Source organism: Gibbsiella quercinecans, assembly GCF_002291425.1.
Taxonomy (GTDB): domain Bacteria; phylum Pseudomonadota; class Gammaproteobacteria; order Enterobacterales; family Enterobacteriaceae; genus Gibbsiella; species Gibbsiella quercinecans.
In genome coordinates, this window is sequence record NZ_CP014136.1 from 1,123,215 (window position 1) to 1,148,494 (window position 25,280).

Here is a 25,280-nt window from a genome sequence, read left to right on the forward strand (position 1 = left end):
CGCCACAGGCATCACGGAGATCATCTTATGCTATTGAAAGTTGGCGAACTGGCACGCCGCTGCGGGCTTACAATCCGCACGCTGCATTACTACGACAGCATCGGGCTGTTGGTGCCATCGGCGCGTTCCGAAGCCGGTTATCGTTTGTATAACCGGGCGGATATCACCCGGCTGCATCATATCCAGGCGTTGCGCCGCATGGGGGTCGCACTGGCGGAAGTCGGCGCTATTCTGCAGCGTGCCGATCTGGCGCTGCCTTTCGTCATCGAACAACAAATCACCATGCTCGATCGGCAACTGGCGCAGATGACCGCGCTGCGTGGCCGGCTGCAGCATTTGCATACACAGTTGACCGCCGGGAATGAGCCTGAACTGAATGATTGGCTAACCACATTGGAGTTAATGGCAATGTACGATAACTATTTTACCGTGGATGAATTGGCGCAGTTACCCTTTTACCAACCTGATGAAACCCGTGAACAACAGTGGGCAGAGATGGTTGCCGAGGCTCAGGCGCTGCTCGATACCGGCACCAGTGAACAAACCCCGCAAGCACAGGCGCTGGCGCGCCGTTGGATGTGCACGCTGGAACGCGATACCGCCAAGAACCCGACGTTCCTGGTGAAGTTGAACGCCATGCATAGCCATGAACCCGCCATACGCCAGCAAACCGGCATCACGCCTGCCGTGGTGGATTACATCACACGGGCATTTGGCGAAAGCAAGCTGGCGATTTTCCAAAACTATCTGTCAGCAGATGAATATGCGTATGTCCGTCGGCACTATTTCGATCGCCTGCACGAATGGCCGCCGCTGATCGCAAAATTCCACCAGGCAATGGCAGACGGCGTGCCGGCAAGCTCCGCCCTGGCCGGGCAACTGGCGGGGGAGTGGCTGGCGCTGTTTCGCTCTTACGCCAGCGACGATCCCGCCACACAGGCGAAAATCCGCCATGCCATGGCGCAGGAACCGGCGCTGGCGGAGGGGACCTGGCTCACACCGGCGCTGCTCAGCTATCTGCAACAGGCAATAGGGCACGGCATGCAACGCTGATCCGATGTTTTCTTATGACGGTCATAGCAAAAATCAATTTATCGGGCTAAAAAACCAAGGGCATAATGGGATTATCTTTCAGGCCGCCGCGGCGGCCTGATTCCCCCTCTATTAACAAGGACATATATGTCGTTATCCGCAACGCCGACACCCGCGCAGCTCACCATCACCGATGCCAACAGTGAGGATATGGCCGCCGTGCAGCAGATTTATCAATACCATGTGTTGTACGGTGCCGCCTCATTCGAGGAAACGCCGCCGTCGCTGGCTGAAATGGAAGCACGCCGCCAAAAGGTATTGGCGGACGATCTGTTCTGGCTGGTAGCCCGGCTCAACAGCCAGGTGGTGGGCTATTGCTACGCCGCGCAATACCGGCCGCGCCCCGCCTACCGCTTTACCATCGAAAACTCGGTATACATTGCCGAAGGGATGCAGGGCAAAGGGATCGGCAGCAGCCTGATGGCGGCGCTGATCGCCCGCTGTGAACAGGGGCCCTGGCGGCAAATGCTGGCCATCATCGGCAATTCGGCAGAGAATTTGGGATCGCTGGCGTTGCACCGCAAGCATGGGTTCACCAGCGTCGGCACGCTCAACGCCGTCGGCTTCAAGCTGGGCAGTTGGCGCGACACGCATGTGATGCAACTGCCGCTAGGGGAAAGCAATCATACACTGCCGGTTTAACCGGCAGTGTCAGTGCAGACTGAGGGGAATCAGGCTTTGTAGCGTGCGCGGATAGCGCCCAGTACGGAAACCACCAGCAACACCAGGCCACCGGCAACAATGCCGAACACCACGTTCAGCAGCGAAGGCACGACGCCTTGCAGCAGCAGGCCGAACGTCGGCACCACCGAGGTGTCTGCCGCCCAGCCTTCAAACAGATGGTGTACCGCCGGCAGGCCATGAGTCAGGATGCCGCCGCCCACCATAAACATGGCAATAGTGCCCACCACCGACAGCGTTTTCATCAGGTACGGCGCCGCACGCACAATACCGTTGCCCACGCTCCGCACCAGCGTGCTGGTCTTGCGGCTTAAATACAGCCCCAAATCATCCAGCTTCACAATGCCCGCCACAATGCCATACACGCCGATAGTCATAACGATGGCGATACCGCACAGCACAATCACCTGTTGCGTAAAGGTGGCGGCGGCCACGGTGCCCAGAGTAATAGCGATAATTTCGGCCGACAGCACAAAATCGGTGCGGATAGCGCCGGTAATCTTGCGGGTTTCATAGGCCGCCACGTCTTCATTGGCGCCCGGGCCGTCTTTGTCTTCCCCTTCGCCTTTCTTATGAAACAGGCTGTGGAACACCTTTTCAAAGCCCTCAAAGCAGAGATAGGCGCCACCCACCATCAGCAACGGGGTGATCGCCCAAGGGGCAAACGCACTGATCAACAACGCCAGCGGCACCAGAATCGCTTTGTTGATAAACGATCCTTTCGCCACGCGCCATACCACCGGCAATTCACGGTCTGCGGAAACCCCGGTCACCTGTTGGGCATTGAGCGCCAAATCATCGCCCAGCACGCCGGCGGTTTTCTTTGCCGCCATTTTGGTCATCAGCGAGACATCATCCAGCAACGAGGCGATGTCATCGATTAACGTCAGTAAGCTACTTCCGGCCAAGATGCGCCATCCTTAATCAAAAAAAAGAAATATGACAATGCAATACAGTAACTAGCATAGCGGGATTTAGCAGCGAATGCGTGGCTAACTTTAATCAAGCGATGAAAGAAAAGAGAGAATGGGCCTGCCGGAAAGCCCGGCAGGCAAAGGCGGGTTATTCGGCGTTCTGCGCCAGGCGCGCATCTTTTTGCCGGCGATAATCACGCGCCGCCGGCGGGATTGGCGTCACCTTACCGGTTTCAATCCAACTGCGCAGGCGGTTGGCATCGGCAAAGTGGGTATATTTACCAAAGGCATCCAGCACCACCAGCGACACCGGGCGGCTGCCGATCACCGTGCGCATCACCAAGCAGTGGCCGGCCTCATTGGTGAAACCGGTCTTGGTCAGTTGAATATTCCACTTCGGGTTATAAACCAGGTGGTTGGTGTTACGGAACGGCAAGGTATAGTTTGGCCCCTTAAACGCCGCCATACGTTCGGTGGTGGTGCTCAATTGGCCGATCAGCGGGTACTGTTTGGAGGCAATCAATAGCTTGGTCAGATCGCGCGCGGTCGAAACGTTATGAATCGATAGCCCGGTCGGCTCCACATAGTGGGTGTGCGTCATCCCCAACGCTTTGGCTTTGGCGTTCATGGCGCGGATAAAGGCGTCGTACCCGCCGGGATAATGATGCGCCAGGCTGGCGGCGGCGCGGTTTTCGGAAGACATCAGCGCCAGCAGCAGCATATCCTTGCGGCTGATTTCACTGTTCAACCGCACGCGGGAATAGACGCCCCGCATTTCCAGGGTCTGATGGATATCCACCGCCAGCATCTCATCCAACGGCAGGTGGGCATCCAGCGTCACCATCGCCGTCATCAGCTTGGTGATGGAGGCGATCGGCACCACTTCATCCGGGTTACGGGCATAAATCACGTTATGGGTGCGCATATCCACCACCATGGCACTGCCGGAGGCCAGTTCCGGCTGGGCGGCATGTAATGCAGGGGTATTTTCACTGGCCAGCGCACGCGGCGCCAGGCCTGCGCCCGCTTGTAAAGCGAGCAGGGCCAAAACAAGTACTCGGATTTTCACATGCATTACTCTTGTCACAAATAAGGGAAGATTGCTGTTTGTCGCCCTCACCCTAGCCCTCTCCCAAAGGGAGAGGGGATAGTTAGCGCTGACTATCGAGGCCGCCCCCTCTCCCCTTGGGAGAAGGAATGGTCAGCTCTGCACCAGTGCTAACCACCAGAGCCACTATCAATATAGACGCCCCCTCTCCCCTTGGGAGAGGGCCGGGGTGAGGGAAACCGGCTATCGCCAAACATTCATGGGGCGAATTATATGTGAGCCTAATAAAGTTAGCACTGGGATTGTCAGTGGCGATTTGTGACAAATTCTGTCTATAGAAACCTAACGCAGCCCGCGGGCGCTCTGGGCTGCGGGCAAATCATACAAAAGTTACAGCGCCGCTTGCCAGGCGGAACGGGGCAACAGATACACCCCGGCGGGCTGTTGCGCGCCGGCACCGATAATATGGCCGATGCCCGCCGCCATCACCGCCAGCGTAACGTCAAATGCGTTCAGGCTATCGCCGTAGCCGGCCGTCAGGTTCAGCATCGAACCGTTGGCCAACAGATAAAGCGTATTGTCGCCCATCTGGTAGGCATCAATAAACGGCATCGGCTGGCTGTGCGGCAGCGTCTGCAGAAAATCCACGTCAATTTCCGCTGCCACGTGGCCAACGTTGAGAATAAATACGCCGTTTTTGGTTTGCTGCAAATGCCGGGCGCAAAGCACATTGCTGGCCCCGGTGGCGGTGGCTATCACGTCGGCCAGCGGCACCGCCTCGGCCAAATCAACCACTTGCCAACCGTCATAGCGCGCCTGCAGAGCGCGGGCCGGATCGATTTCGGCCACCATCACCTGCCCGCCATAGGCCCTGGCAGCCGCCGCCACGCCTTGCCCCACCAGCCCATAGCCGATAACCAGCACGCATTTTTCATGCAGCGTCAGCCGGGTGGTCTGGAAAAAAGTATGCCAGGCCGTCAGGCCAACCATATGGCGGTTATGCAGCCCTTCTTTAACCGGCAGATCGTCCCAGTTGAAGATGGGGTAACGCGGCGCCATGCCGTCCAGCCGGCTGATACCGGAACCGGTGGCTTCCAGCCCGGCCTTGATCGGCAGATCGCCTCCCGCCTGGTGCAGGCGGGCGGTCAGATCGGCACCCATCTCACACAGATGGGTCGGCCCCCAGGCCAACGCGCGATCGAAAGATGCCGACCAATCCGCCTGATCCATATCGCGCCAGGCAAAAGCCTGCGCGCCGTGGCGCTCCAGCCAGGCCACCACCTCATCCTGCACCGTGGTGGGGTTGCAGGTGGTCAGATATACCGCTGCGCCCTTGTTTAGCAGGCCGGCAACCAGCGGCACCATTTTCAGATCCAAATGCATGCTGCACGCCAGGCGCACGCCGTGCAGATCCGGTAATGCCGCCACCGCCGCCCGGGTGCGCGGCATCTGGCCCAACGCCCAATTCAGTTCACGTTCAAAATCCAGGGACATCCCGCACTCCTTTTTTCGCTTTACCGCCTGTCATGGCTTGCAACAGCAGCCTTGCTATATATCAGAACATTGGCAACTATCATTACTCAGGTTAAATCACCCGCTCAAGGTAAAAATCATGGCCGAACCGTTAACGATCGTTTTCCCACTTTATTCTGGCGTCACCCAGCTTGATTTCACTGGCCCATATCAATTCCTCTCACGGATGCCCAATACCACGGTCATCGCCGCCTCCGTAGACGGCGCAGAGATCGACGGGGACGGCCTGTTTTTCAACCATCTGCGGCCACTGGCGCAGATCGCCCATTGCGACGTGCTGTGCGTGCCGGGCGGCGGCGGTTGCACCCAGGCGATGCAGGATGAGCAATATATGGCGCAGATCCAACGCCTGGCGCGCGGCGCCCGCTATATCACATCCGTCTGCACCGGTTCGCTGATCCTGGGGGCCGCGGGCTTGTTGCGCGGCAAACGCGCCACCAGCCATTGGTCGATGTGCGACTGCCTGCCGCTGTTCGGCGCCATTGCCAGCAGCGAACGTGTGGTGCGCGATGGCAATGTGATCACTGGCGGCGGCGTCACGGCCGGGATTGATTTTGCACTGACGCTCATCGCCGAACTGCACGGTGAGGAAACCGCACAGGCCATTCAACTGGGCTTTGAATATGCTCCGGCCCCGCCGTTTGTCGGCGGCACGCCGGCACTGTCGCCGCCGGCGATAGTAAAAAAGGTGCGGGAAAATATGGCCGAAAGCCTGCGGCAACGGCAGGCGCTGGTTGCGCAGATTGCCGCCAGATGCGGTTAACCCCGGCAGCGGTTCAATACAGCCTGGGCGGCAAGGAGTATAATGAGCCCCTACTAGCTGGCAAGACAAGGATTTAAGGATGAACATCCTGGCACACTATATTAGCGAATACGGCTATTGGGCGCTGTTTTTCGGCTGCCTGGCGGAGGGGGAAACCATCACGCTGCTGGGCGGCATTGCGGCACATGAAGGGTTGCTGCACTGGCCGTGGGTGATTGCCGTGGTGGCGTTTGGTGGCACGCTGGGCGATCAATTGCTGTATTTTGCCGGGCGCCGCTATGGCGAACGGGTGATTTCACGCCTGAAAGGTCAGCAGCAACGCATCACGCGCGCACAACGGCTGATTACCCGCCACCCGATGCTGTTTGTGATCGGCGTGCGTTTTATGTATGGCTTTCGCATTATCGGCCCGGTCTTGATCGGCGCCAGCAAGCTGCCCCCGTCACGCTTTGTGCCGCTGAATATTCTGGGCGCCATCCTGTGGGCCACACTGTTCGTCATGCTGGGCTATTTTGGCGGCCGGGCAATGGAACACGTTGTTGCCGGCTTCGACAAAAAGCTCTCCAGCCTGCTGTTCGTCGCGTTGGTGATTCTGGTGATGTTGCTGGTGCGCCACTGGTGGCGCCGCCGTAAGGCCTAACGGCTCAGCAGCAGTTTGGCGCCAAACAGCGCCAGCATCGTGCCGCCCAGCCCTATGTATCCTTTTGAATAATATTCCGTTTCTAACGCCAAACAACAGAAAAAAACAAATAATAACGATTTTGGCACAGGATTTTTTGCCTCATTTCCAGAGAAAAGGTAGCATGCTTCGCTGTTATTTTTCAGCCGCGGCACAAAAAACAAACGGCAAAATGCGGCGATGCTCCTTCGTAATAACGATTAGCGATAGCAATCGTTTGCTCCCTTGAGGGCAGAAAACGATAGACAGGAAAACAGGACGAACGATGAAATCACATAATAAATCTGCGCACGACAAGCTCGCAGCCAGAAGACGTTGGTTAGACTCCCATGAATCCGGTTACCACAAAAGCATGGGTAACCGGCAGATCCAAATGATCGCCATCGGTGGCTCGATCGGTACCGGGTTGTTCCTCGGCACCGGCGGCCGTCTGGAACAGGCCGGCCCGGCGCTGGCGCTGGTTTATCTGGCGTGCGGTATTATCTCTTTCTTCATTCTGCGCGCGCTGGGCGAGTTGGTGCTACACCGCCCAAGCAGCGGCAGCTTCGTCTCTTACGCCCGTGAATTTCTCGGCGAAAAAGCCTCGTACGTTGCCGGCTGGATGTACTTCCTCAACTGGGCAATGACCGGCATTGTCGATATCACCGCGGTCGCGCTTTATATGCACTATTGGGGAACCTTTGCCGACGTGCCGCAGTGGCTGTTCGCCCTGTGCGCGCTGGGTATCGTCGCCACCATGAACATGATCGGTGTGAAATGGTTCGCCGAAATGGAGTTCTGGTTTGCACTAATCAAAGTGGCCGCCATCGCCGCCTTTCTGGTGGTCGGCGTGGTGTTGCTCGGGGTTGGCACACCGATCGACGGCAACACCACCGGCATGCACCTGATCACTGAAAACGGCGGCGTATTCCCGCACGGCCTGCTGCCGGCACTGGTGCTGATGCAAGGGGTGATCTTCGCCTTCGCCGGCGTGGAATTGATCGGCACTGCCGCCGGTGAGTGCAAAGACCCGGAAAAAATGCTGCCCAAGGCGGTCAACAGTGTGATCTGGCGTATCGGCCTGTTTTACGTCGGCTCCGTGGTGCTGTTGGTGCTGCTGCTGCCGTGGAATGCCTACCAGGCAGGGCAAAGCCCGTTCGTCACCTTCTTTAGCAAGCTCGGCGTGCCTTATATCGGCACCATCATGAACATTGTGGTGCTCACCGCCGCGCTTTCCAGCCTGAACTCCGGGCTGTATTCCACCGGCCGTATTCTGCGTTCTCTGTCGATGGGCGGTTCCGCGCCGAAGCTGATGTCGAAGATGAGCAGCCAGAAGGTGCCCTATGCCGGCATTCTGGTCACCTGCTGCATCTATGTGCTGGGCGTGATTCTGAACTACCTGGTGCCATCCCAGGTGTTCGAAATTGTGCTTAACATCGCCTCGTTGGGCATTATCAGCTCATGGGCATTTATCATCATCTGCCAAATGCGCCTGCGCAAAGCCATCAAGGAAGGTAAAGCCAAGCCGGTTTCCTTCAAAATGCCGGGCGCGCCGGTCACCTCATGGATAACGCTGCTGTTCCTGCTGGTGGTGCTGGTCATGATGGCGTTTGACTACCCGAACGGCACCTGGACCGTGGCCACCATTCCGTTGCTGGCTGTGCTGCTGGTGCTTGGCTGGTTCGGCCTGCGTAAACGCGCGGCGGAAGTGAAACACGAGCAACAAGCGCTCGAAGAAAAAACCGACCGCTGATCGCCACGCCATACTCCCCCGCCGTTAATCAACGCGGGGGATTTTTATGCCTAAACGGCGTTAAAACGCCGGTAAGCGCTCACCACTCCTGCACCATCAAATCCCCCAGCAGGCGATCGGTTGAATGCGGCAGGAACACCTCATTGCCGGCCGCCGGGGTTAGTGTCAGTTCGCCAATATAGATCTGTTCCTGCGTCAGATAAAAATCGACCCGGCAATAATCCAGATCCGCAGACACCGCCTTGGCGACGTCAATCATTTCATCCCAGAACTGCGGCTTTTCATACAGGGTATTCAGCTGCGGGATGTCATCCTGAATGAAGAAACAGTGGTGGCAGTGCTCATCCAGATATTCCAGTGAGGTCGGGTGCGCCCCGCCACGCAGTAGCTCAACAAACAGATATGGCACCTTGCCGTTGAAAACATGCACTTTATAATCAATCGGCTCGCCATTAACCTCAATATCCAGCAGTTTTTCGACAATGATTTTCGGCGGGATATTCGCATAGTGTTTTTCGCGATAGCGTTTCCAGTAGGTGACTTTTGCCCATTGTTTCAGCGTATTCTGAATATCCTGGAACGAGACCTGCGTTTTATCCTTCACAATCATCACCTGCAACGAGGCGTTATTGGTTTTGATAACAAATGCAGAAGGTAAAGCCTGGTAATCCTGCGCGGTAAATTCTTCGGTTATCAGGATCACCGGCGCCATATATTTTTCCGACACCCGGCTGGCGATATATTTACGCACCGCGACCTTATCCGCAATCTGGCCGAATTCTTCACGCGGGTAACGCATACGATGGTAAATTTTCTCTGAAAAAGTTCGAGGATTCTTGAAGTTAACGAAGGAACCGTGTGTTGCATAATGGCCCACCTGGTAATAAATAAAATCGGGTGCGGCCTGGTAAAGGCGTTTTATAAGGCTTCTCATTTTTTTCTTCCATGACCACATACATGCAAAAAATTCAGATAAAAAGCTTAAGTGACGCGTCTAACCGGGCACAGTGAAAATTTATATAATCATAAAAAACCGGAGAGTGAAAAATATGAAAAATAGATGAATTTAGTTTAAAAACAACAAGATAAAATCAAGTCACCGCAAATAAACGACAATAACCGGCCAATATACCGGCTAAATATCGCCAAGTGTAACTGGGAATCATTGTAATCATCATTGTTTAAATAATTTGAGTGCTATGCTATTTCGGCATTGCGAAAAATAGCCCTGGCAATATCGGCGGAGCGGGTGAGCGCACGAATTTCGCTAAACATTTCGCTGGCCTCGTTATATTCTTTACGTAAGTAGCCCAACCACTGTTTAATTCGCGCCACATGATAAAGGCCGGTATCGCCTTGTTTTTCCAGATAGGCATATTTCAGCAACAGCTGCATTACGTCGGGCCATGGCATACGCGGTTCGTTATATTTCACCACCCGGCTCAGGTTCGGTATATTCAGGGCGCCACGCCCCAACATCACCGCATCACAACCGGTCGCCTGCAGACAATCCTGCGCGCTTTGGTAGTCCCAGATTTCACCGTTGGCAATCACCGGTATCGTCAGGCGGCGGCGGATCTCGCCAATCGCCTGCCAGTTGATGCGCTCGGCTTTATAACCGTCTTCTTTGGTGCGGCCATGCACCGCCAGCTCCGTCGCACCGGCCTGCTGCACGGCATCGGCAATTTCCAGGCTGTAATGGGATGAATCCCACCCCAGGCGCACTTTTACCGTCACCGGCAGATGTGCCGGCACGGCGGCGCGCATCGCCTTCACCCCTTGATAAATCAGCTCCGGCTCTTTGAGCAGCGTCGCCCCGCCGCCGCTGCCGTTAACCGTTTTTGACGGGCAGCCGCAGTTCAGATCAACACCATAAGAACCCAGCGCCACCGCCCGGGCCGCGTTTTCCGCCAGCCACTGCGGGTATTGGCCAAGCAGTTGAATACGCACCAGAGTGCCAGACGGAGTACGGCTGGCATGACGCAATTCCGGGCACAGCCGGTAGAACAATTTTTCCGGCAGCAGTTGGTCGACAACGCGCAGGAACTCGGTGATGCAAAGATCGTAATCGTTCACTTCGGTGAGCAATTCACGCACCAAAGAATCGAGCACCCCTTCCATCGGAGCCAGTAACACACGCATGAACAAACCACCCCAGCCAAAAAGACGCGCAATGATACGGGCTAATGCCTGCGCGCGACAAGCCCATCATGCAACAATCCGCCGCGGTACCGGCGCGCCGTCGATAAACGCCTGAATATCCTCCACCGCCTGCTGAAAGTAAGTGCGATAGTTACTGTCGGCGACATAGCCCAGGTGCGGCGTCGCCAGCACGTTAGGCAAGCGGCGCAATGGATGGTCGCCCGGCAGCGGCTCTTGCTCAAACACGTCCAGGCCGGCGCCGGCGATCCAGCCCTGTTGCAAGGCTTCAAGCAAGGCTGGCTGATCCACAATGGCCGCCCGCGAGGTATTAATCAGGAAAGCCCCAGGCTTCATTGCGCGCAGTTCGCTCCGCCCCACCAGGCCACGGCTGCGTTCACTCAGCACCAGGTGCACGGAGAGCACATCGCTTTGCTCAAACAGCGCCTGCTTGGATGGCGCCAGGGTTACGCCCACTTCGGCCGCCCGCTGCGCCGTCAGGTTCTGGCTCCAGGCGATAACGCGCATGCCAAACGCCTGCCCTACCGCCGCCATTCGGCTGCCGATTTTGCCAAGCCCTAGCAGCCCGAGGGTTTTGCCATGCAGGCTAACCCCCACCTGCTGTTGCCACGGCCCGTTGTGGCGCAGGCCGTTGCTTTCCGTCATCAGGTGTTTGGTCAGGCCAAGGATTAACGCCCAGGTCAATTCCATCGGCGGTGCGGAACCGCTGTCGGTCCCGCACACCACCACGCCCTGGCGCGCCGCAGCGGCCAAATCCACGGCGGCATTGCGCATCCCCGAGGTCACCAACAGCTTCAGCGCCGGCAAGCGGGCCAACAGCGTTGCCGTGATCGGCGTGCGCTCACGCATAATCACCACAATCGCGCAATCGTTGAGCCGTGCGGCCAACTGCGCCTCGTCGGCGATATGTTCACTGATGCTAAACACCTCAACCCGATCGGCAATCGGCGCCCAATCCGCCATCGCCAGCGCCACCTGCTGGTAATCGTCGAGTATGGCACATTTGAGTTTCATTCATGTTCCCCTCACCGGCACATTCCGCCGCATTACAGCGTAGTACGGATCGGGGCGTTCAGCTGCAACAAACGGCGCCGGCACGCCGTTAATGCCGGGCGGTTAACATTTTCGCAAGCCGCCGACGAGGAAATGACGATAAAAAAATGCCAGCCGGATCGCTCTGGCTGGCATTGAAGGAACCGCGCGCGTGGTATTCGCGCCGCGTTATTTATTCCGTAGGCTTACGGCTGCGCGGGCGGCGTGCTGGCGCACCGCTGCGGCGCTGGCCTTCACCCTGCGGGCGCGCATGGCCGCCTTCGCGGCTTTCGCGTTGGCCGCTGCCGTTGGCAGAGCGCTGACCGCCACCTTGACTACGGCGCTGCCCACCGCCATTGCCGCGCGGCGCACCACGCCCGCCGCCCTGGCGACCGTTGATGATCGGCTCCGCCTTGATGGACGGATCCGGCTCATAGCCCGGGATAGCAATGCGCGGAATTTCGCGTTTCAGCAGCCGTTCGATATCGCGCAGCAGTTTGTGCTCATCAACGCAAACCAGTGAAATAGCTTCGCCGGTGCGTTCAGCACGGCCGGTACGGCCAATACGGTGCACGTAGTCTTCCGGCACGTTAGGCAGTTCGTAGTTCACGACGTGCGGCAACTGATCGATATCCAGACCGCGAGCGGCGATATCAGTCGCAACCAGCACGCGGATCCTGCCATCTTTAAAATCGGACAGCGCACGGGTACGCGCGCCCTGGCTCTTGTTGCCATGAATAGCGGCGGCGGTAATGCCGTCCTTATTCAACTGCTCCGCCAGGTGGTTAGCACCGTGTTTGGTGCGGTTAAACACCAGCACCTGCCGCCAGTCGCCGGCGCCGATCATCTGGGAAAGCAGCTCGCGCTTACGCTTTTTATCCACAAAGTGCACGCTCTGCGCCACTTGCTCAGAGGCGGTATTGCGGCGCGCCACTTCAACAGAGGCCGGGTTATGCAGCAGTTTGCTCGCCAGCCCTTTGATATCGTCCGAGAACGTGGCGGAGAACAGCAGGTTCTGGCGTTTTGACGGCAGCTTGGCCAGCACGCGGCGGATATCGTGGATGAACCCCATATCCAGCATGCGGTCGGCTTCATCCAGCACCAGAATTTCAATTTTCGACAGATCTACTGCGTTCTGGTGTTCCAGATCCAGCAGGCGCCCCGGCGTTGCCACCAGAATGTCGACGCCGCCGCGCAGCTTCATCATCTGCGGGTTGATGCTCACACCGCCGAACACCACCAGCGAACGCAGGCGCAGGTGTTTGCTATAAGCCACGACGTTTTCGCCGATCTGCGCCGCCAATTCACGGGTTGGCGTCAGGATCAGCGCCCGCACCGGGCGGCGGCCTTTGGCCGCATGGTCATGTTTGCTCAGCAATTGCAGTAACGGCAGGGTAAAACCGGCGGTTTTCCCGGTGCCGGTCTGGGCGCTGGCCATCAGATCGCGGCCTTCCAATACCACAGGAATGGCCTGACGCTGGATTGGCGTAGGTTCACGATAGCCCTGTTCTTCAACAGCGCGCAGAATTTCAGCACTTAAGCCGAGGTTTTCAAATGACATAGTAGAGAAAAACTCCAGATCCCCCCTAACCTGAACATCAGTTCGGTGCAGTTTCCTGGGAGGATGATCAGACGGGGCATAAGGATGTGCCCGGCATTCAGCCGCTGGCAACATTCCCGGGATGACCACGAGGGATTGGCACAAACTGCAGTGCACCAAGCGGGTGATTGTAGCAGAAGTCGAAGAAAAAAAAGCAATTTTACGTGATGAAACGCACAATGCCGCTGCAACACGCGAAAAACGCCATCAAACCTGGCTGGCCGCGAAGGAGAAAAACGCACGGGCCGGTTTACATGGCCCACTACGAAGCCTAAAGTTAATCATATGATTGATTAATTTTTATGGATTCGCGTTATGCCTTCAGCGGAGAACAAACAGGTTGCCAGCCAGGCACGCGGCGAACAGGCGCGCCAGCAGCTGATCGCCGCCGCCATTGAGGTGTTTGGCGAATACGGCCTGCGCGGCGCCACCACGCGGGAAATCGCCCGGCTGGCCGGGCAAAATATCGCCGCTATTACCTACTACTTCAATTCAAAAGAAGGCCTGTATCGTGCCGTAGCGCAGTGGATCGCTGATTTTTTCCAGCAAGTATTCGGCCCGCTGGCTGAAGAAATTGAGCGCTTCTGGCTGCTGCCGGCCGCACAGCGCCCGCCTGAAAGCTACCTGCACTACCTTAAGCGCGGGCTGCTGATGTTCAGTGAACTGATGACTCAGCCGCAAACCATCAAGATAAGCAAAATCATGTCACGCGAGCAGTTGTCACCCACCGATGTCTTCCCGCTGATCCACGAGCAGATAACGGCGCCGGTGCATAGACAACTGTGCCGGTTGCTGGCGGCCAGTACCGGCATGGCGCCGGAATCGGACAAAGTCGTGCTGCATACCCATGCGCTGATCGGCGAAGTCCTGGCGTTCCGCGTGGCGCGAGAAACCATCTGCCGCCAGGTCGGTTGGCAACAGATTGGCGAGGAACAGGCGGCGCAGATCAGGGCCGTATTGGTTGAACATATTGATCTTCTGGTTCACGGGTTGCGCCAGCGCTATGGCGCATAAAAAACGTTGGCAGGGAGTGTTATGAACAAGAAAAGAAGTGCCGTTGTGGTAGTGGCTATCTTGGCAATCGCCGCCGCCGTCTATGGATTTTTATCTTACCAACAACGGCAAAACACGCCGCTGACGCTGTACGGTAACGTCGATATCCGCACCGTCAATCTCGGTTTCCGCGTTGATGGCCGACTGGCTTCGCTGGCGGTTGATGAAGGCGATCGCGTTCAGCTGGGGCAACCGCTCGGCAAGCTGGACGATGGCCCCTACATCAACGCGCTGCGGCAAGCAGAGGCCAACGCCGGTAGCGCGCAGGCCAAGCTGGATCTGCTGCTGGCCGGCTACCGCAATGAAGAGATCGCCCAGGTGCGCGCAGAGGTGGCGCAACGGCAATCGGCATTCAGCTATGCCGACAGCTTTTTGAAACGCCAGCAGGGGCTGTGGGCCAAAAACGCCACGTCCGCCGATGCATTGGAAGATGCCCGTACCGCGCGTAACCAGGCGCAGGCCAATCTGCAGGCGGCAAAAGATAAACTCACCCAATACCAGAGCGGCAACCGGCCGCAGGAAATCGAACAGGCCAGGGCCGATCTGGCCCAAAGCCAGGCGGCATTGGCACAGGCGCAGCTCAACCTGCAGGATACCGCCCTGCTGGCGCCATCCGCCGGTACGGTGCTGACCCGTGCGGTGGAGCCGGGCACCATGCTCAGCGCCAGCAGCACCGTGTTCACCGTTTCGCTAACCAACCCGGTTTGGGTGCGCGCCTATGTCAGCGAAGCCCACCTGGGCCAGGCGGTGCCGGGCACCGGGCTTGCCATTTACACCGACAGCCGGCCGGATAAACCCTATCACGGCAGGATCGGCTTTGTTTCCCCCACCGCCGAATTCACGCCAAAAAGCGTCGAAACGCCGGATCTACGCACCGATCTGGTCTACCGTCTGCGCGTGGTGGTGACCGACGCCGACGATGCCCTGCGTCAGGGGATGCCGGTGACGCTGCGCTTTGACAACGGCGCCGCCCAGTAGGATTCGGCGCAGGCTGCCCGCCAGCCTGCAAAACGCTATACCTCGTGATAGCTTCTGACGTTTAGGGATGTCATGGAACAGGCACATGTGATTGAGCTGGAAGCGCTGGAAAAACGCTTTCCGTCACTCGAAAAACCGGCGGTCGCCAGCCTGACCACCACGCTACGCAGCGGTGCGGTGACCGGCCTGGTCGGGCCGGACGGCGCGGGCAAAACCACCCTGTTGCGCATGCTGGCCGGGCTGTTGAAGCCCAGTAGCGGCCAACTGCGCGTCGCCGGGTTGGATCCGATCGCTCAGGATCGTCAACTGCACGCCATTCTTGGCTATATGCCGCAAAAATTCGGCCTGTATGAAGACCTGACGGTGATGGAAAACCTGACGCTGTATGCCGATCTGCGCGGCGTCACCGGCGAAGCGCGTCAGCAAACCTTCAAACAACTGCTGGAATTTACCGATCTCACCCACTTTACCGATCGCCTGGCCGGCAAGCTTTCCGGCGGCATGAAGCAAAAGCTGGGGCTGGCCTGTACGCTGGTTGGTCAGCCGCAGGTGCTGCTGCTGGATGAGCCTGGGGTGGGCGTCGATCCGATCTCGCGCCGCGAACTGTGGCGTATGGTGCATGAACTGGCCAACGACGGCATGCTGATCCTCTGGAGCACCTCTTATCTTGATGAGGCCGAACAATGCCGGGAAGTGCTGCTGCTGAACGAAGGCGAGCTGCTGTTCAGCGGCGCGCCGCAGGCGCTGACCCAGCGCATGGCTGGCCGTTCGATCCTGCTCGATGCGCCGGGCGACAACCCGCGCGCGTTGTTACAGCGCGCGATTTGCTTGCCGGCAGTCACCGACGGGGTGATCCAGGGCAAATATCTGCGCCTGATGCTAAAACCCGACGCCGAACACCCGCAGGTATTACAGGCGCTGGATCTGCCAAATGCCAAACTGCGCGAAGCCGAGCCGCGTTTTGAGGATGCATTTATCGATCTGCTCGGCGGCGGCCCCAACAGCCGCTCGGCGCTGGCGGAGATCATGCCAACGGTACAGGGCGACAGCGCGGAAACCGTGATTGAAGCGCAAGGGCTGACCAAAAAATTTGGCAACTTCGCCGCCACCGATAACGTGGATTTCAAAGTACAGCGCGGCGAAATCTTCGGCCTGCTGGGGCCGAACGGTGCGGGCAAATCCACCACCTTCAAAATGATGTGCGGCCTGCTGACGCCCAGCGGCGGTAAGGCCCTGGTGCTGGGGATGGATTTAAAAACCAGCTCCGGCAAAGCACGCCAGCGCCTGGGCTATATGGCGCAAAAATTCTCGCTGTACGGCAACCTCACGGTGGGGCAAAACCTGAAATTCTTTTCCGGCGTGTATGGCCTCAGCGGCAAAAGGCAGCGCGATAAAATCGATGAGATGTCGCGCGCGTTTAACTTCGGCCCGATTATCGACCAAACCCCGGATTCGCTGCCGCTGGGGTTTAAGCAGCGCCTGGCGCTGGCCTGCGCGCTGATGCACGAACCCGATATTCTGTTCCTCGACGAACCCACCTCGGGCGTCGATCCGCTAACCCGGCGTGAATTCTGGCTGCATATCAATGGCATGGTGGACAAAGGCGTGACGGTCATGGTGACCACCCACTTCATGGACGAGGCGGAATACTGCGATCGCATCGGGCTGGTGTATCACGGCAAGATCATCGCCGCCGGCACGCCGGACGATCTTAAACACCAGGTCGCCAGCGAACAGAATCCCAACCCGTCAATGGAAGATGCGTTTATTGAGCTGGTGCAAGGCTACGATCGGCAGGAGAAAACATCATGAGTGAAAGCAGCGGCTTTTCCTGGCGGCGTTTGCGCGCGCTGTGCCTGAAAGAAACCCGCCAGATCCTGCGCGATCCCAGCAGCGGGCTGATCGCGTTCGTCATCCCGCTGCTACTGCTGTTTATCTTCGGCTACGGCATCAATCTGGATTCCAGCAAACTGCGGCTGGGCATTTTGCTCGAGCAGCAAAGCGAAGAGGCGCGGGATCTGGTCAGTGCGTTTACCGGATCGCCGTATATCGATCCAACCGTCAGCGATAACCGGCAGGCGTTGATCCAGAAAATGCAGGCCGGCGAGATCCGTGGGCTGGTGGTGATCCCCACTGATTTTGCCCAACGCATGGCGCGCCCTTACGATCAGGCACCGATCCAGGTCATCACCGACGGCAGCGAACCCAACACCGCCAACTTTGTACAGGCCTATACCCAGGGGGTATGGCAGATCTGGCAGCAGCAGCGCGCTACCGATCGCGGGCAGGAGGATAAACCGCTGATCGAGATCCAAATGCGCTATTGGTTCAACCCGGCGGCGATAAGCCAGCACTTCATCATTCCTGGGGCGATCACCATTATCATGACGGTGATCGGCGCGATCCTGACTTCGTTGGTGATCGCCCGCGAGTGGGAGCGCGGCACCATGGAGGCCCTGCTGTCGACACAGGTGACGCGTGGTGAGCTGTTGCTCTCCAAACTGCTGCCCTACTATCTGCTGGGCATGCTCGCCATGGCGCTGTGTATGGCAATATCGCTCTTCGTGCTCAAGGTGCCTTACCGCGGCTCGTGGCTGATTCTGTTTATCATCAGCAGCCTGTTCCTGGCCAGCACGCTCGGCATGGGGCTGCTGATTTCTTCCGTGACGCGCAATCAGTTCAACGCGGCAATGGTGGCGCTGAACGCCGCCTTCCTGCCTTCAATCATGCTTTCGGGGTTTATTTTCCAGATCGACAGTATGCCGGCCGTGGTGCGCGCCTTCACTTACCTCATTCCGGCGCGCTACTTCGTCAGCACCCTGCAAACGCTGTTTCTGGCGGGGAATATCGGCACGGTGCTGTTCATCAATCTGCTGTTGCTGATCGCTTCTGCGGTGGTGTTTATCGGGCTGACGGCCTGGAAAACCCAGCGGCGGCTGGATTAAGGGGGGAGCATGTTGCACCGTTTATTAACGCTTATCATCAAGGAACTGCAAACGCTGCTGCGCGATCCGCAAACCCGCACCATTCTGATCATGCCGGTGCTGGTGCAGGTGTTGTTGTTCCCGTTCGCCGCCACGCTTGAAGTCACCAATGCCACGATCGCCATTTACAGCGAAGACAACGGCCAGGCTTCGATCGAGCTGACCCAGCGCTTTGCCAAGGCCAAAGCCTTCTCACAGGTTTTGCTGCTGCGCAACCCGCAGGAAATTCAGTCCACTCTCGACAACCGGAAAGCACTGCTGCTGATCCGCTTTCCGGCGCAATTTTCACGTGATATTGCCACCGGCAACACCGCGCCGCTGCAATTGATTCTGGATGGCCGCAACTCGAACAGTGCGCAGATTGCCGCCAATTATGTCCAGCACATCGTGCAGGATTATCAGGAGGCGTTGATCGGCGGCCGGCAGAAACCCAATAACAGCGAGCTGGTGGTGCGCAACTGGTATAACCCCAACCTGGATTACAAATGGTTTGTGGTTCCGTCCCTGATCGCCATGATCACCACCATCGGCGTGCTGATCGTCACTTCGCTTTCAGTGGCGCGCGAGCGTGAACAGGGCACGCTGGAACAGCTGCTGGTCTCCCCGCTCACCACCTGGCAAATCTTTATCGGCAAGGCCGTGCCGGCGCTGATTGTCGCTTCGTTCCAGGCATCCATCGTGCTGTTGATCGGTATTTTCCTGTTCCAGATCCCGTTCGCTGGCTCCCTGCTGCTGTTTTATGGCACCATGCTGGCCTACGGGCTGTCCCTGGTGGGCTTCGGCTTGTTGATCTCGGCGCTGTGCGCAACCCAGCAGCAGGCGTTTATCGGCGTATTCGTGTTTATGATGCCGGCGATCCTGCTTTCAGGCTATGTTTCGCCGGTGGAAAATATGCCGGTGTGGCTGCAGAACCTGACCTGGATTAACCCAATCCGTCACTTTACCGACATCACCAAGCAGATTTATTTGAAAGACGCCAGCTTCGGCATTATCTGGCACAGCCTGTGGCCGTTACTGGTGATCACCGTCACCACCGGCAGCGTGGCTTATGCCATGTTCCGGCGTAAAATCGCCTAAGAGCGGGGCTGCGGTAACGGCATTTGTCTTGTCATCGATTATTCATGGAGGCGTTTTGGCAGAAGCAGTTAAAGACAATGAATTCAATAAAATGACCCGTTTTGGCTTCCGGCTTGCCGGCATCAGCCTGCTGCTGGTCATGCTGATTTTTGCGGCCGGTTTTTTTCTGCCGGAAGACAGCGGAGAGTGGCTTGATCTGGTGGTGCTGGCCATGGCCGGCGTGAATGTGATTGCGAACTTCGTGGTGTTCTATTTCGCCATCATCGGGCTGTTCAAATCGTCATTGAAATGGCGGGCGCTATTCTCTTTACTGATCGCACTGGCGATTTTTGCACTCTATCTCATCGCTATCGCCTTCGCCTCCTCATAAGGCCAGCCGTGATAGCCAAAAAGGGCAATCCGTTTGCCCTTTTCTGCCCATTAGCGCTGGGCGATTCTTGCCGCCGACGCTTTGGTTAAACCTTCCAATGGGTTCCAGCTCTGAATGCCCTTCACTTCTTTCAGGTAATAGCTGTAGTTGGCGAGGCTACCGCACGCACACGCATAGGCAACGTTCACGCCGCGCGCCCAGGCATCAAGGTTCACGCCATTGCTGTATTCAATCATCCCCAGGATTAAGTTGATGGCACATATCACCACAAACAGCACCAGGCCTTTCTTCCACAAGCCCAAAATACAAAAATAAATAATGCCGAAGAAAAAGGCGTAAAAGTTCATGACGTATTTAAGCCGTGCGAAGAACTTCATCTCCTTTAGCTTCCGCTGATATTCAGGGGAAGTGACATTCCCACCCACGCTATCATATAAGGCAAAACGCGCTTGCCACTTTGGGCTTAGCTCTTTACTCATAAATCCCTCGTTACCATTATCATTGTGTTTTACTACTGCCATCCCATATAACCTGTTTATTCAACGCAATGCCTGGCGCAGTGTCAATAAAACAGCGTGAAAAAGCATGACTGTCGCTTAAGTAGACAGATAACAAAAGGCCCTGCAAAACAGGGCCCTTTGAGAAACAACGGTGCGGGTAGCAGCGAAGGATTAGCGATTAACGGCGGTTGCCGAAAATCCGCAGCAGCATCAGGAACAGGTTGATAAAGTCGAGATACAGCGTCAGCGCGCCGACAATCGCATATTTGCGGAAATGGTCTTTATCATCCGCGTTGAGCTGTTCGCCCATCGCTTTCAGTTTCTGGGTGTCGTAGGCCGTCAGGCCAACAAATACCACCACGCCGATGTAAGTGATCGCCCACATCAATGCGCTGCTCTTCAGCCAGATATTAACCAGCGACGCCAACACAATACCGATCAACGCCATAAACAACAGGCTGCCGAAGCCGCTCAGATCGCGCTTGGTGGTGTAGCCATACAGGCTCATGGCGCCGAACATCCCGGCGGTGACCACGAAGGTGCTGGCGATGGAAGAATAAGTGTAGGCAATGAAAATGCTGGAAAGCGTCAGCCCGGTCAACGCCGAATACAGCATAAACAGCGAAGTGGCCATCGCCCCGCTCAGGCGGTTAACCATGCCGGAAATAACGAACACCAGCGCCAGTTGCACAATAATCAGCCCGAAGAAGGTGATCTGGCTGGAAAAAATAAAGTTGAGGATTGCAGGCGTGTTGGCCGCATACCATGAGACAAACGCCGTCAGCAACAGGCCGCAGGTCATCCAGCCATACACCTGCGCCATATAGGCCTGAATGCCGCTGCCAGCACGTTCGACAATTGAACCATTAGAACGTGGATATCGGTCCATGACGGTTACCTTTTGCATGTTGAACAAGATTCGGGATGGCATATGCCATAGCCCTGCCGTTATTAAGAGTACCACAATAACGCACCGCCGGGAGCGCGCAGCACTATTAATTACGCGCCGTTGAACAATGATTTACCTGCTCACCAGCGCTTCGCCGCCAGCGTATCCGCGGCACGCGCCTCCACCCAGCGCTCCCCCTGCCCGGTGGCTTCACGCTTCCAGAACGGCGCGCGCGTCTTCAGATAATCCATAATAAATTCGGCGGCTTCAAAGGCCTGGCTGCGGTGCGCGCCGGTCACGCCGACGAACACAATTTCATCGCCGGGAAACAGCTCGCCGATCCGGTGAATCACCGCGACCCGCTGCAACGGCCAGCGTTGGCGGGCCTGTTCAACAATCTCGGCCAGCGTTTTTTCCGTCATGCCCGGGTAGTGTTCCAGCGTCAGCGCACTGACATCGTCACCCAGGTTATGATTGCGTACCTTACCGGTGAAGGTCACTACCGCGCCATCGTCGGCGCACTGCGCCAGCCAGGCATATTCATCACCGACGTTAAACGGCGCATGGCCAACGCGAATACGGGTATTGCTCATGGTTATCCCCCGGTTACCGGTGGAAAGAACGCCACCTCGTCGCCGGCGCACAGCGGGTGTTCCAGCGGAACCAACGCCTGATTGACCGCCGCCAACAGCTTGCCGTTTTCCAGCGCCAACGCCCAGCGATCGCCACGCGCGCACAGCGCCTGGCGCAACGCCTCCACGGTCGGGAACTCTGCCGCCAGGCGCAGGCTGGGCACGCCGACCAATTCACGCACCTGGGCAAAAAACAGAATATCAATCATGCGCTATTCCACCCTGAAGTCGCCGGATTTACCGCCGCTTTTCGCCAGCAGGCGCACGGGGCCGATCACCATGTCCTTTTGCACCGCCTTGCACATGTCGTAAATGGTCAGCGCCGCCACCGAAGCGGCGGTGAGCGCTTCCATTTCCACGCCGGTTTTCCCGCTTAGGCGGCAGCAGGTTTCGATACGCACGCGGCTATGGGCCGGCTGCGCTTCCAACTGCACTTCGACCTTGCTCAGCATCAGCGGGTGGCACAACGGGATCAACTCCCAGGTGCGCTTCGCCGCCTGGATGCCGGCGATGCGCGCGGTAGCGAACACATCGCCCTTGTGATGGCGGCCTTCGACGATCATCGCCAACGTCTCGGCATGCATGGTGACAAACGCCTCGGCGCGGGCTTCCCGCACAGTGTCCGCCTTGGCGGAGACATCCACCATATGGGCTTCGCCGGCGGCGTTAATATGAGTTAATGGGTTCATAAGGCTACTTTTTCACATGCGGCTGAAAATTACACGGGCGATGCCGCGCGTCCAGTTGTTCTTCGATAACCCGCTCCCACGCGGTGCGGCAGGCGCGGGTGGAACCCGGCACGGCAAAAATCACGGTACGGTTGGCGATGCCGGCCAGCGCGCGCGACTGAATAGTCGCCGTGCCGATCTCTTCATAAGAGACCATGCGAAACAGCTCGCCGAAACCTTCGATTTCCCGATCGAACAACGGCAACAGCGCCTGCGGGGTATTATCCCGTTCGGTAAACCCCGTGCCGCCGTTAACCAATACCGCCTGCACGTCATCGCTGGCGATCCAAAGCGAGATCTGCGCGCGGATCTGGTAAACATTGTCTTTGACCAACGCGCGGGCCACCACCGTGTGGCCGGTTTCTTGCGCTGCCTGCTGCAAGTAGTCGCCGGAGGTATCCTCCGCTTCGCTGCGGCGATCGGACACCGTCATCACGGCGATGCGCAACGGAATAAATTCACTGCTGGTATGGCTCATAATGTGTCTCGCTCCTGCTGATGTGGTGCCGCGCGTTACCGTTCGCGCCGGCATTAACCGCCGATAAACGACAGATTCTGCGTTATGCCGCTGTTGCCCTGGTGCAGGAAGTGGGTCTGCTTTTTGTTCAGCAGCCCGCCCTGAATGCGCAGCTTCAGCTGTTCCAGTTGGTTATCCGCCGCCAGCAGATCGCGCAGCGGGATCCCCTGCTCGCCAAACAGGCACAGATGCAGGTTGCCAATGGCGGATACCCGCAGGCGGTTGCAGCTGGCGCAGAAATCCTTCGCATAGGGCATGATTAACCCCACCTCGCCCTGGTAATCCGGGTGGCTGAACACCAGCGCCGGGCCATCGCTGCGCCCGCGTGGCAAACGGCACCACCCTTCACGTTCCAACTGCCGGCGGATCACATCGCCGGAGACATGGTGTTTGCGAAACAGCTGCCCGCCTTCGCCGGTTTCCATCAGTTCAATAAAGCGCAGTTGAATCGGGCGATCCTTAATCCAGCGCAGAAAAGCGCCGAGCTGATGGTGGTTCACGTCGCGCATCAGCACCGCGTTAACTTTCACCTTGCGGTAACCGGCGGCAAAAGCGGCATCAATGCCGGCCATCACCTGCTGAAAACGATCCTGGCCGGTAATGGCGTGAAACTGGCGGGCATCCAGGCTATCAACGCTGACGTTAATCGCCGTTAACCCGGCGTCGCGCCAGCGTTCTACGTCGCGCGCCAAACGGTAACCGTTGGTGGTCACGGCAAGCTGGCGAACCATCGGGTTTTCGCGCACGGCGGCAATAATGTCGGTAAAGTCGCGCCGCAGCGATGGTTCGCCACCGGTCAGGCGCACTTTCTCCGTCCCCAGTTGGGCAAACGCGCGGCTAACCCGCCGGATCTCATCCAGTGAAAGAAAGGTTTTCGGACTGCCGTTCGGCTGATAGCCGCCCGGTAAACAGTAGGTGCAACGAAAATTGCACACGTCGGTGATCGACAGGCGCAAATAGTAAAACTTGCGCGCAAAAGCATCAGTGAGTTGCGGCACCATAACACCTTTCCAAATACGGGAGATGCCGGCGTTTCCACTGGCACCCTGGTGGCAGGCTTCGCCACGGCCCAAACGCCATATTGTTCGATGGGAACAACACAGGCCCAAGGGCTAGGAGTTTTGATTTCAACCCGGCGAACAGCCGTTGCCGGGATAAAACCGCGGTTTTCGGCAGAATTCTAGCGCCAATTCCCGGTGATAGCCAACGGGCAATTTCGTTATATAATAATGTAGATAGCGTTTTCACCCCCGTGGCTAACACATTAATCACGAAAAATACCCATTTCACAGAGGGATTGGCTAAAGTCACGCAAACGGCACGCGGTTTCGCGTTTTTTCATCGGATCGGTTAATTTAAGCAGGCAGTCAGCCCCTCTTTAAGGAAATTTATGCGTAATCGAACCCTGGCCGATCTGGATCGGGTGGTAGCACTGGGCGGTGGCCATGGCCTTGGCCGCGTGATGTCTTCGCTCTCATCGCTCGGCTCCCGCCTGACCGGTATCGTCACCACCACCGACAACGGCGGCTCCACCGGCCGTATTCGCCGTTCAGAGGGCGGGATCGCCTGGGGGGATTTGCGCAATTGCCTCAACCAGCTGATTACCGATCCTAGCGTAGCATCGGCCATGTTCGAATACCGTTTTAGTGGTAGTGGTGAACTGGCTGGGCATAATCTGGGCAATTTGATGCTCAAAGCGCTGGAGAATCTCAGCGTGCGCCCGCTGGAAGCCATCAACCTGATCCGCAGCCTGCTGAAAGTGGACGCGCTGCTGATCCCGATGTCAGAGCAGCCGGTGGATCTGGTGGCCTACGATCGTGAAGGCAACCAGGTTTACGGCGAGGTCAATATCGATCGGCTAACCCACATGCCGCAGGCGCTGCTGCTTTCCGCCCCGGTGCACGCCACGCGCGAAGCGCTCGACGCCATAGCACAGGCCGATGTGATCCTGATTGGCCCGGGCAGCTTCCTCACCAGCCTGATGCCGCCGCTGCTGCTGGCGGATCTGGCCCAAGCGCTGCGGCGCAGCAGTGCCAATGTGATTTATATCAACAATCTGGGGCGCGAGCTTAGCGTGGCCGCGGCGTCGCTGTCATTGAAGGACAAACTGAATATGATGGAAGAACATATTGGCCGCAGGATGATCGATGCGGTGATCGCTTGCCCCGCGGCCGATACCCACCAGGTGCAGGATCGCGTGGTGATCCAGCAAGCGCTGGAAGCCAGCGATATCCCTTACCGCCACGATCGCCAACTGCTGCGCCAGGCGTTGGATCGCGCCCTCTCCGAGCTGGCCACCCGCCGTTGATCGCGCAAGA

At 57.7% G+C, this 25,280-nt stretch carries 26 protein-coding genes and 1 riboswitch; of the genes, 12 read left to right on the top strand and 14 right to left on the bottom strand.

The features are described from left to right. Positions 1-27: 27 nt before the first annotated feature. Both ACN28Q_RS05135 and ACN28Q_RS05140 read left to right on the top strand, forming a co-directional pair. Complete coding sequence (locus ACN28Q_RS05135) at positions 28-1,053, top strand: MerR family transcriptional regulator (RefSeq protein ID WP_095845354.1); 1,026 nt, start codon at positions 28-30, stop codon at positions 1,051-1,053. Between the two features lie 126 nt (positions 1,054-1,179). Further along, positions 1,180-1,734 (top strand): GNAT family N-acetyltransferase, encoded by a 555-nt coding sequence (locus ACN28Q_RS05140; RefSeq protein ID WP_095845355.1) that lies wholly within the window; start codon positions 1,180-1,182, stop codon positions 1,732-1,734. A gap of 29 nt (positions 1,735-1,763) precedes the next feature. Here ACN28Q_RS05140 and ACN28Q_RS05145 read toward each other — a convergent pair whose 3' ends face one another. The 3 genes from ACN28Q_RS05145 to ACN28Q_RS05155 all read right to left on the bottom strand — a co-directional run bounded on the left by ACN28Q_RS05145 (position 1,764) and on the right by ACN28Q_RS05155 (position 5,229). Beyond that, entirely contained in the window at positions 1,764-2,681 is a 918-nt protein-coding gene (locus ACN28Q_RS05145) for a DUF808 domain-containing protein (protein WP_095845356.1), read from the bottom strand. 154 nt (positions 2,682-2,835) lie between these two features. Next, a complete protein-coding gene (gene pbpG / locus ACN28Q_RS05150; protein WP_095845357.1) occupies positions 2,836-3,762 on the bottom strand; it encodes a D-alanyl-D-alanine endopeptidase in 927 nt (308 codons plus the stop codon). 363 nt (positions 3,763-4,125) lie between these two features. Next, positions 4,126-5,229, bottom strand: a complete 1,104-nt coding sequence (locus ACN28Q_RS05155; protein ID WP_095845358.1) for an adenosylhomocysteinase — start codon at positions 5,227-5,229, stop codon at positions 4,126-4,128. 118 nt (positions 5,230-5,347) lie between these two features. On the opposite strand from ACN28Q_RS05155, the gene ACN28Q_RS05160 reads away from it, so the two are divergent. The 3 genes from ACN28Q_RS05160 (at position 5,348) to ansP (ending at position 8,442) form a co-directional block, all read left to right on the top strand. Then, the gene (locus ACN28Q_RS05160) at positions 5,348-6,031 is read left to right on the top strand and encodes a DJ-1/PfpI family protein (RefSeq protein ID WP_095845359.1); all 684 of its coding nucleotides are present in this window, start codon (positions 5,348-5,350) and stop codon (positions 6,029-6,031) included. Between the two features lie 79 nt (positions 6,032-6,110). Continuing rightward, positions 6,111-6,671, top strand: coding sequence for a DedA family protein (locus ACN28Q_RS05165; RefSeq protein ID WP_095845360.1), 561 nt, complete (start codon positions 6,111-6,113; stop codon positions 6,669-6,671). Between the two features lie 304 nt (positions 6,672-6,975). After that, positions 6,976-8,442, top strand: coding sequence for an L-asparagine permease (gene ansP / locus ACN28Q_RS05170; protein ID WP_095845362.1), 1,467 nt, complete (start codon positions 6,976-6,978; stop codon positions 8,440-8,442). Between the two features lie 79 nt (positions 8,443-8,521). On the opposite strand, the gene ACN28Q_RS05175 is transcribed toward ansP, so the two are convergent. From ACN28Q_RS05175 to rhlE, 4 genes are all read right to left on the bottom strand, one after another. After that, on the bottom strand, positions 8,522-9,397 hold the full coding sequence (locus tag ACN28Q_RS05175; protein WP_329957312.1) for an ATP-grasp fold amidoligase family protein: 876 nt from the start codon (positions 9,395-9,397) through the stop codon (positions 8,522-8,524). Between the two features lie 242 nt (positions 9,398-9,639). Then, positions 9,640-10,584 (bottom strand): tRNA dihydrouridine(16) synthase DusC, encoded by a 945-nt coding sequence (dusC, locus tag ACN28Q_RS05180; RefSeq protein WP_165907004.1) that lies wholly within the window; start codon positions 10,582-10,584, stop codon positions 9,640-9,642. A 66-nt stretch (positions 10,585-10,650) separates the two neighbouring features. Next, entirely contained in the window at positions 10,651-11,616 is a 966-nt protein-coding gene (locus ACN28Q_RS05185; RefSeq protein WP_095845365.1) for a D-2-hydroxyacid dehydrogenase family protein, read from the bottom strand. A 211-nt stretch (positions 11,617-11,827) separates the two neighbouring features. Further along, positions 11,828-13,195 (bottom strand): ATP-dependent RNA helicase RhlE, encoded by a 1,368-nt coding sequence (gene rhlE, locus ACN28Q_RS05190; RefSeq protein WP_095845366.1) that lies wholly within the window; start codon positions 13,193-13,195, stop codon positions 11,828-11,830. Positions 13,196-13,549: 354 nt separating this feature from the next. On the opposite strand from rhlE, the gene ACN28Q_RS05195 reads away from it, so the two are divergent. The 6 genes from ACN28Q_RS05195 (at position 13,550) to ACN28Q_RS05220 (ending at position 19,696) form a co-directional block, all read left to right on the top strand. Then, the gene (locus tag ACN28Q_RS05195) at positions 13,550-14,248 is read left to right on the top strand and encodes a CerR family C-terminal domain-containing protein (RefSeq protein WP_095845368.1); all 699 of its coding nucleotides are present in this window, start codon (positions 13,550-13,552) and stop codon (positions 14,246-14,248) included. 21 nt (positions 14,249-14,269) lie between these two features. Beyond that, positions 14,270-15,265 (top strand): secretion protein HlyD, encoded by a 996-nt coding sequence (gene hlyD / locus ACN28Q_RS05200; protein ID WP_095845369.1) that lies wholly within the window; start codon positions 14,270-14,272, stop codon positions 15,263-15,265. Between the two features lie 72 nt (positions 15,266-15,337). Next, on the top strand, positions 15,338-17,077 hold the full coding sequence (locus ACN28Q_RS05205; RefSeq protein WP_095845370.1) for an ATP-binding cassette domain-containing protein: 1,740 nt from the start codon (positions 15,338-15,340) through the stop codon (positions 17,075-17,077). Continuing rightward, positions 17,074-18,210, top strand: a complete 1,137-nt coding sequence (locus tag ACN28Q_RS05210) for an ABC transporter permease (protein WP_095845371.1) — start codon at positions 17,074-17,076, stop codon at positions 18,208-18,210. The genes ACN28Q_RS05205 and ACN28Q_RS05210 overlap by 4 nt, the downstream gene beginning before the upstream one ends. A gap of 9 nt (positions 18,211-18,219) precedes the next feature. Further along, entirely contained in the window at positions 18,220-19,326 is a 1,107-nt protein-coding gene (locus ACN28Q_RS05215; RefSeq protein ID WP_095845372.1) for an ABC transporter permease, read from the top strand. Between the two features lie 55 nt (positions 19,327-19,381). Further along, positions 19,382-19,696 carry a hypothetical protein gene (locus tag ACN28Q_RS05220; RefSeq protein ID WP_230469396.1) on the top strand — a complete coding sequence of 105 codons (315 nt, stop codon included), beginning with the start codon at positions 19,382-19,384 and terminating at the stop codon, positions 19,694-19,696. Between the two features lie 50 nt (positions 19,697-19,746). On the opposite strand, the gene ACN28Q_RS05225 is transcribed toward ACN28Q_RS05220, so the two are convergent. The 7 genes from ACN28Q_RS05225 to moaA all read right to left on the bottom strand — a co-directional run bounded on the left by ACN28Q_RS05225 (position 19,747) and on the right by moaA (position 23,963). Further along, complete coding sequence (locus tag ACN28Q_RS05225; protein ID WP_230469397.1) at positions 19,747-20,217, bottom strand: DUF2628 domain-containing protein; 471 nt, start codon at positions 20,215-20,217, stop codon at positions 19,747-19,749. Between the two features lie 157 nt (positions 20,218-20,374). After that, positions 20,375-21,085: a Bax inhibitor-1/YccA family protein gene (locus ACN28Q_RS05230; protein ID WP_095845374.1), complete on the bottom strand. Its 711-nt coding sequence runs from the start codon at positions 21,083-21,085 to the stop codon at positions 20,375-20,377. Between the two features lie 140 nt (positions 21,086-21,225). Next, on the bottom strand, positions 21,226-21,678 hold the full coding sequence (moaE, locus tag ACN28Q_RS05235; RefSeq protein WP_095845375.1) for a molybdopterin synthase catalytic subunit MoaE: 453 nt from the start codon (positions 21,676-21,678) through the stop codon (positions 21,226-21,228). Between the two features lie 2 nt (positions 21,679-21,680). Next, positions 21,681-21,926 (bottom strand): molybdopterin synthase sulfur carrier subunit, encoded by a 246-nt coding sequence (gene moaD, locus ACN28Q_RS05240; RefSeq protein WP_095845376.1) that lies wholly within the window; start codon positions 21,924-21,926, stop codon positions 21,681-21,683. 3 nt (positions 21,927-21,929) lie between these two features. Next, positions 21,930-22,406, bottom strand: coding sequence for a cyclic pyranopterin monophosphate synthase MoaC (gene moaC, locus ACN28Q_RS05245; RefSeq protein WP_095845377.1), 477 nt, complete (start codon positions 22,404-22,406; stop codon positions 21,930-21,932). A gap of 4 nt (positions 22,407-22,410) precedes the next feature. Next, entirely contained in the window at positions 22,411-22,923 is a 513-nt protein-coding gene (gene moaB, locus ACN28Q_RS05250; protein WP_095845378.1) for a molybdenum cofactor biosynthesis protein B, read from the bottom strand. Positions 22,924-22,976: 53 nt separating this feature from the next. Continuing rightward, positions 22,977-23,963: a GTP 3',8-cyclase MoaA gene (moaA, locus tag ACN28Q_RS05255; protein WP_095845379.1), complete on the bottom strand. Its 987-nt coding sequence runs from the start codon at positions 23,961-23,963 to the stop codon at positions 22,977-22,979. Beyond that, a riboswitch (molybdenum cofactor riboswitch) is annotated at positions 23,950-24,093 on the bottom strand. It overlaps the preceding gene by 14 nt. 259 nt (positions 24,094-24,352) lie before the next feature. On the opposite strand from moaA, the gene yvcK reads away from it, so the two are divergent. After that, positions 24,353-25,270: a uridine diphosphate-N-acetylglucosamine-binding protein YvcK gene (gene yvcK, locus ACN28Q_RS05260; protein ID WP_095845380.1), complete on the top strand. Its 918-nt coding sequence runs from the start codon at positions 24,353-24,355 to the stop codon at positions 25,268-25,270. The last annotated feature ends 10 nt before the right edge of the window (positions 25,271-25,280 follow it).

Bases quoted from the DNA above. Each gene is read 5' to 3' on its own strand.
- ACN28Q_RS05205 (WP_095845370.1), top strand. From the start codon at position 15,338: ATGGAACAGGCACATGTGATTGAGCTGGAAGCGCTGGAAAAACGCTTT.
- rhlE (WP_095845366.1), bottom strand. From the start codon at position 13,195: ATGTCATTTGAAAACCTCGGCTTAAGTGCTGAAATTCTGCGCGCTGTT.
- moaA (WP_095845379.1), bottom strand. From the start codon at position 23,963: ATGGTGCCGCAACTCACTGATGCTTTTGCGCGCAAGTTTTACTATTTG.
- ACN28Q_RS05140 (WP_095845355.1), top strand. From the start codon at position 1,180: ATGTCGTTATCCGCAACGCCGACACCCGCGCAGCTCACCATCACCGAT.
- ACN28Q_RS05160 (WP_095845359.1), top strand. From the start codon at position 5,348: ATGGCCGAACCGTTAACGATCGTTTTCCCACTTTATTCTGGCGTCACC.
- ACN28Q_RS05230 (WP_095845374.1), bottom strand. From the start codon at position 21,085: ATGGACCGATATCCACGTTCTAATGGTTCAATTGTCGAACGTGCTGGC.
- ACN28Q_RS05195 (WP_095845368.1), top strand. From the start codon at position 13,550: ATGCCTTCAGCGGAGAACAAACAGGTTGCCAGCCAGGCACGCGGCGAA.
- ACN28Q_RS05135 (WP_095845354.1), top strand. From the start codon at position 28: ATGCTATTGAAAGTTGGCGAACTGGCACGCCGCTGCGGGCTTACAATC.
- ACN28Q_RS05165 (WP_095845360.1), top strand. From the start codon at position 6,111: ATGAACATCCTGGCACACTATATTAGCGAATACGGCTATTGGGCGCTG.
- dusC (WP_165907004.1), bottom strand. From the start codon at position 10,584: ATGCGTGTGTTACTGGCTCCGATGGAAGGGGTGCTCGATTCTTTGGTG.
- moaC (WP_095845377.1), bottom strand. From the start codon at position 22,406: ATGAACCCATTAACTCATATTAACGCCGCCGGCGAAGCCCATATGGTG.
- moaE (WP_095845375.1), bottom strand. From the start codon at position 21,678: ATGAGCAATACCCGTATTCGCGTTGGCCATGCGCCGTTTAACGTCGGT.
- hlyD (WP_095845369.1), top strand. From the start codon at position 14,270: ATGAACAAGAAAAGAAGTGCCGTTGTGGTAGTGGCTATCTTGGCAATC.
- ACN28Q_RS05225 (WP_230469397.1), bottom strand. From the start codon at position 20,217: ATGGCAGTAGTAAAACACAATGATAATGGTAACGAGGGATTTATGAGT.
- ACN28Q_RS05210 (WP_095845371.1), top strand. From the start codon at position 17,074: ATGAGTGAAAGCAGCGGCTTTTCCTGGCGGCGTTTGCGCGCGCTGTGC.
- ACN28Q_RS05185 (WP_095845365.1), bottom strand. From the start codon at position 11,616: ATGAAACTCAAATGTGCCATACTCGACGATTACCAGCAGGTGGCGCTG.
- ACN28Q_RS05215 (WP_095845372.1), top strand. From the start codon at position 18,220: ATGTTGCACCGTTTATTAACGCTTATCATCAAGGAACTGCAAACGCTG.
- moaD (WP_095845376.1), bottom strand. From the start codon at position 21,926: ATGATTGATATTCTGTTTTTTGCCCAGGTGCGTGAATTGGTCGGCGTG.
- pbpG (WP_095845357.1), bottom strand. From the start codon at position 3,762: ATGCATGTGAAAATCCGAGTACTTGTTTTGGCCCTGCTCGCTTTACAA.
- ACN28Q_RS05175 (WP_329957312.1), bottom strand. From the start codon at position 9,397: ATGTGGTCATGGAAGAAAAAAATGAGAAGCCTTATAAAACGCCTTTAC.
- yvcK (WP_095845380.1), top strand. From the start codon at position 24,353: ATGCGTAATCGAACCCTGGCCGATCTGGATCGGGTGGTAGCACTGGGC.
- moaB (WP_095845378.1), bottom strand. From the start codon at position 22,923: ATGAGCCATACCAGCAGTGAATTTATTCCGTTGCGCATCGCCGTGATG.
- ansP (WP_095845362.1), top strand. From the start codon at position 6,976: ATGAAATCACATAATAAATCTGCGCACGACAAGCTCGCAGCCAGAAGA.
- ACN28Q_RS05155 (WP_095845358.1), bottom strand. From the start codon at position 5,229: ATGTCCCTGGATTTTGAACGTGAACTGAATTGGGCGTTGGGCCAGATG.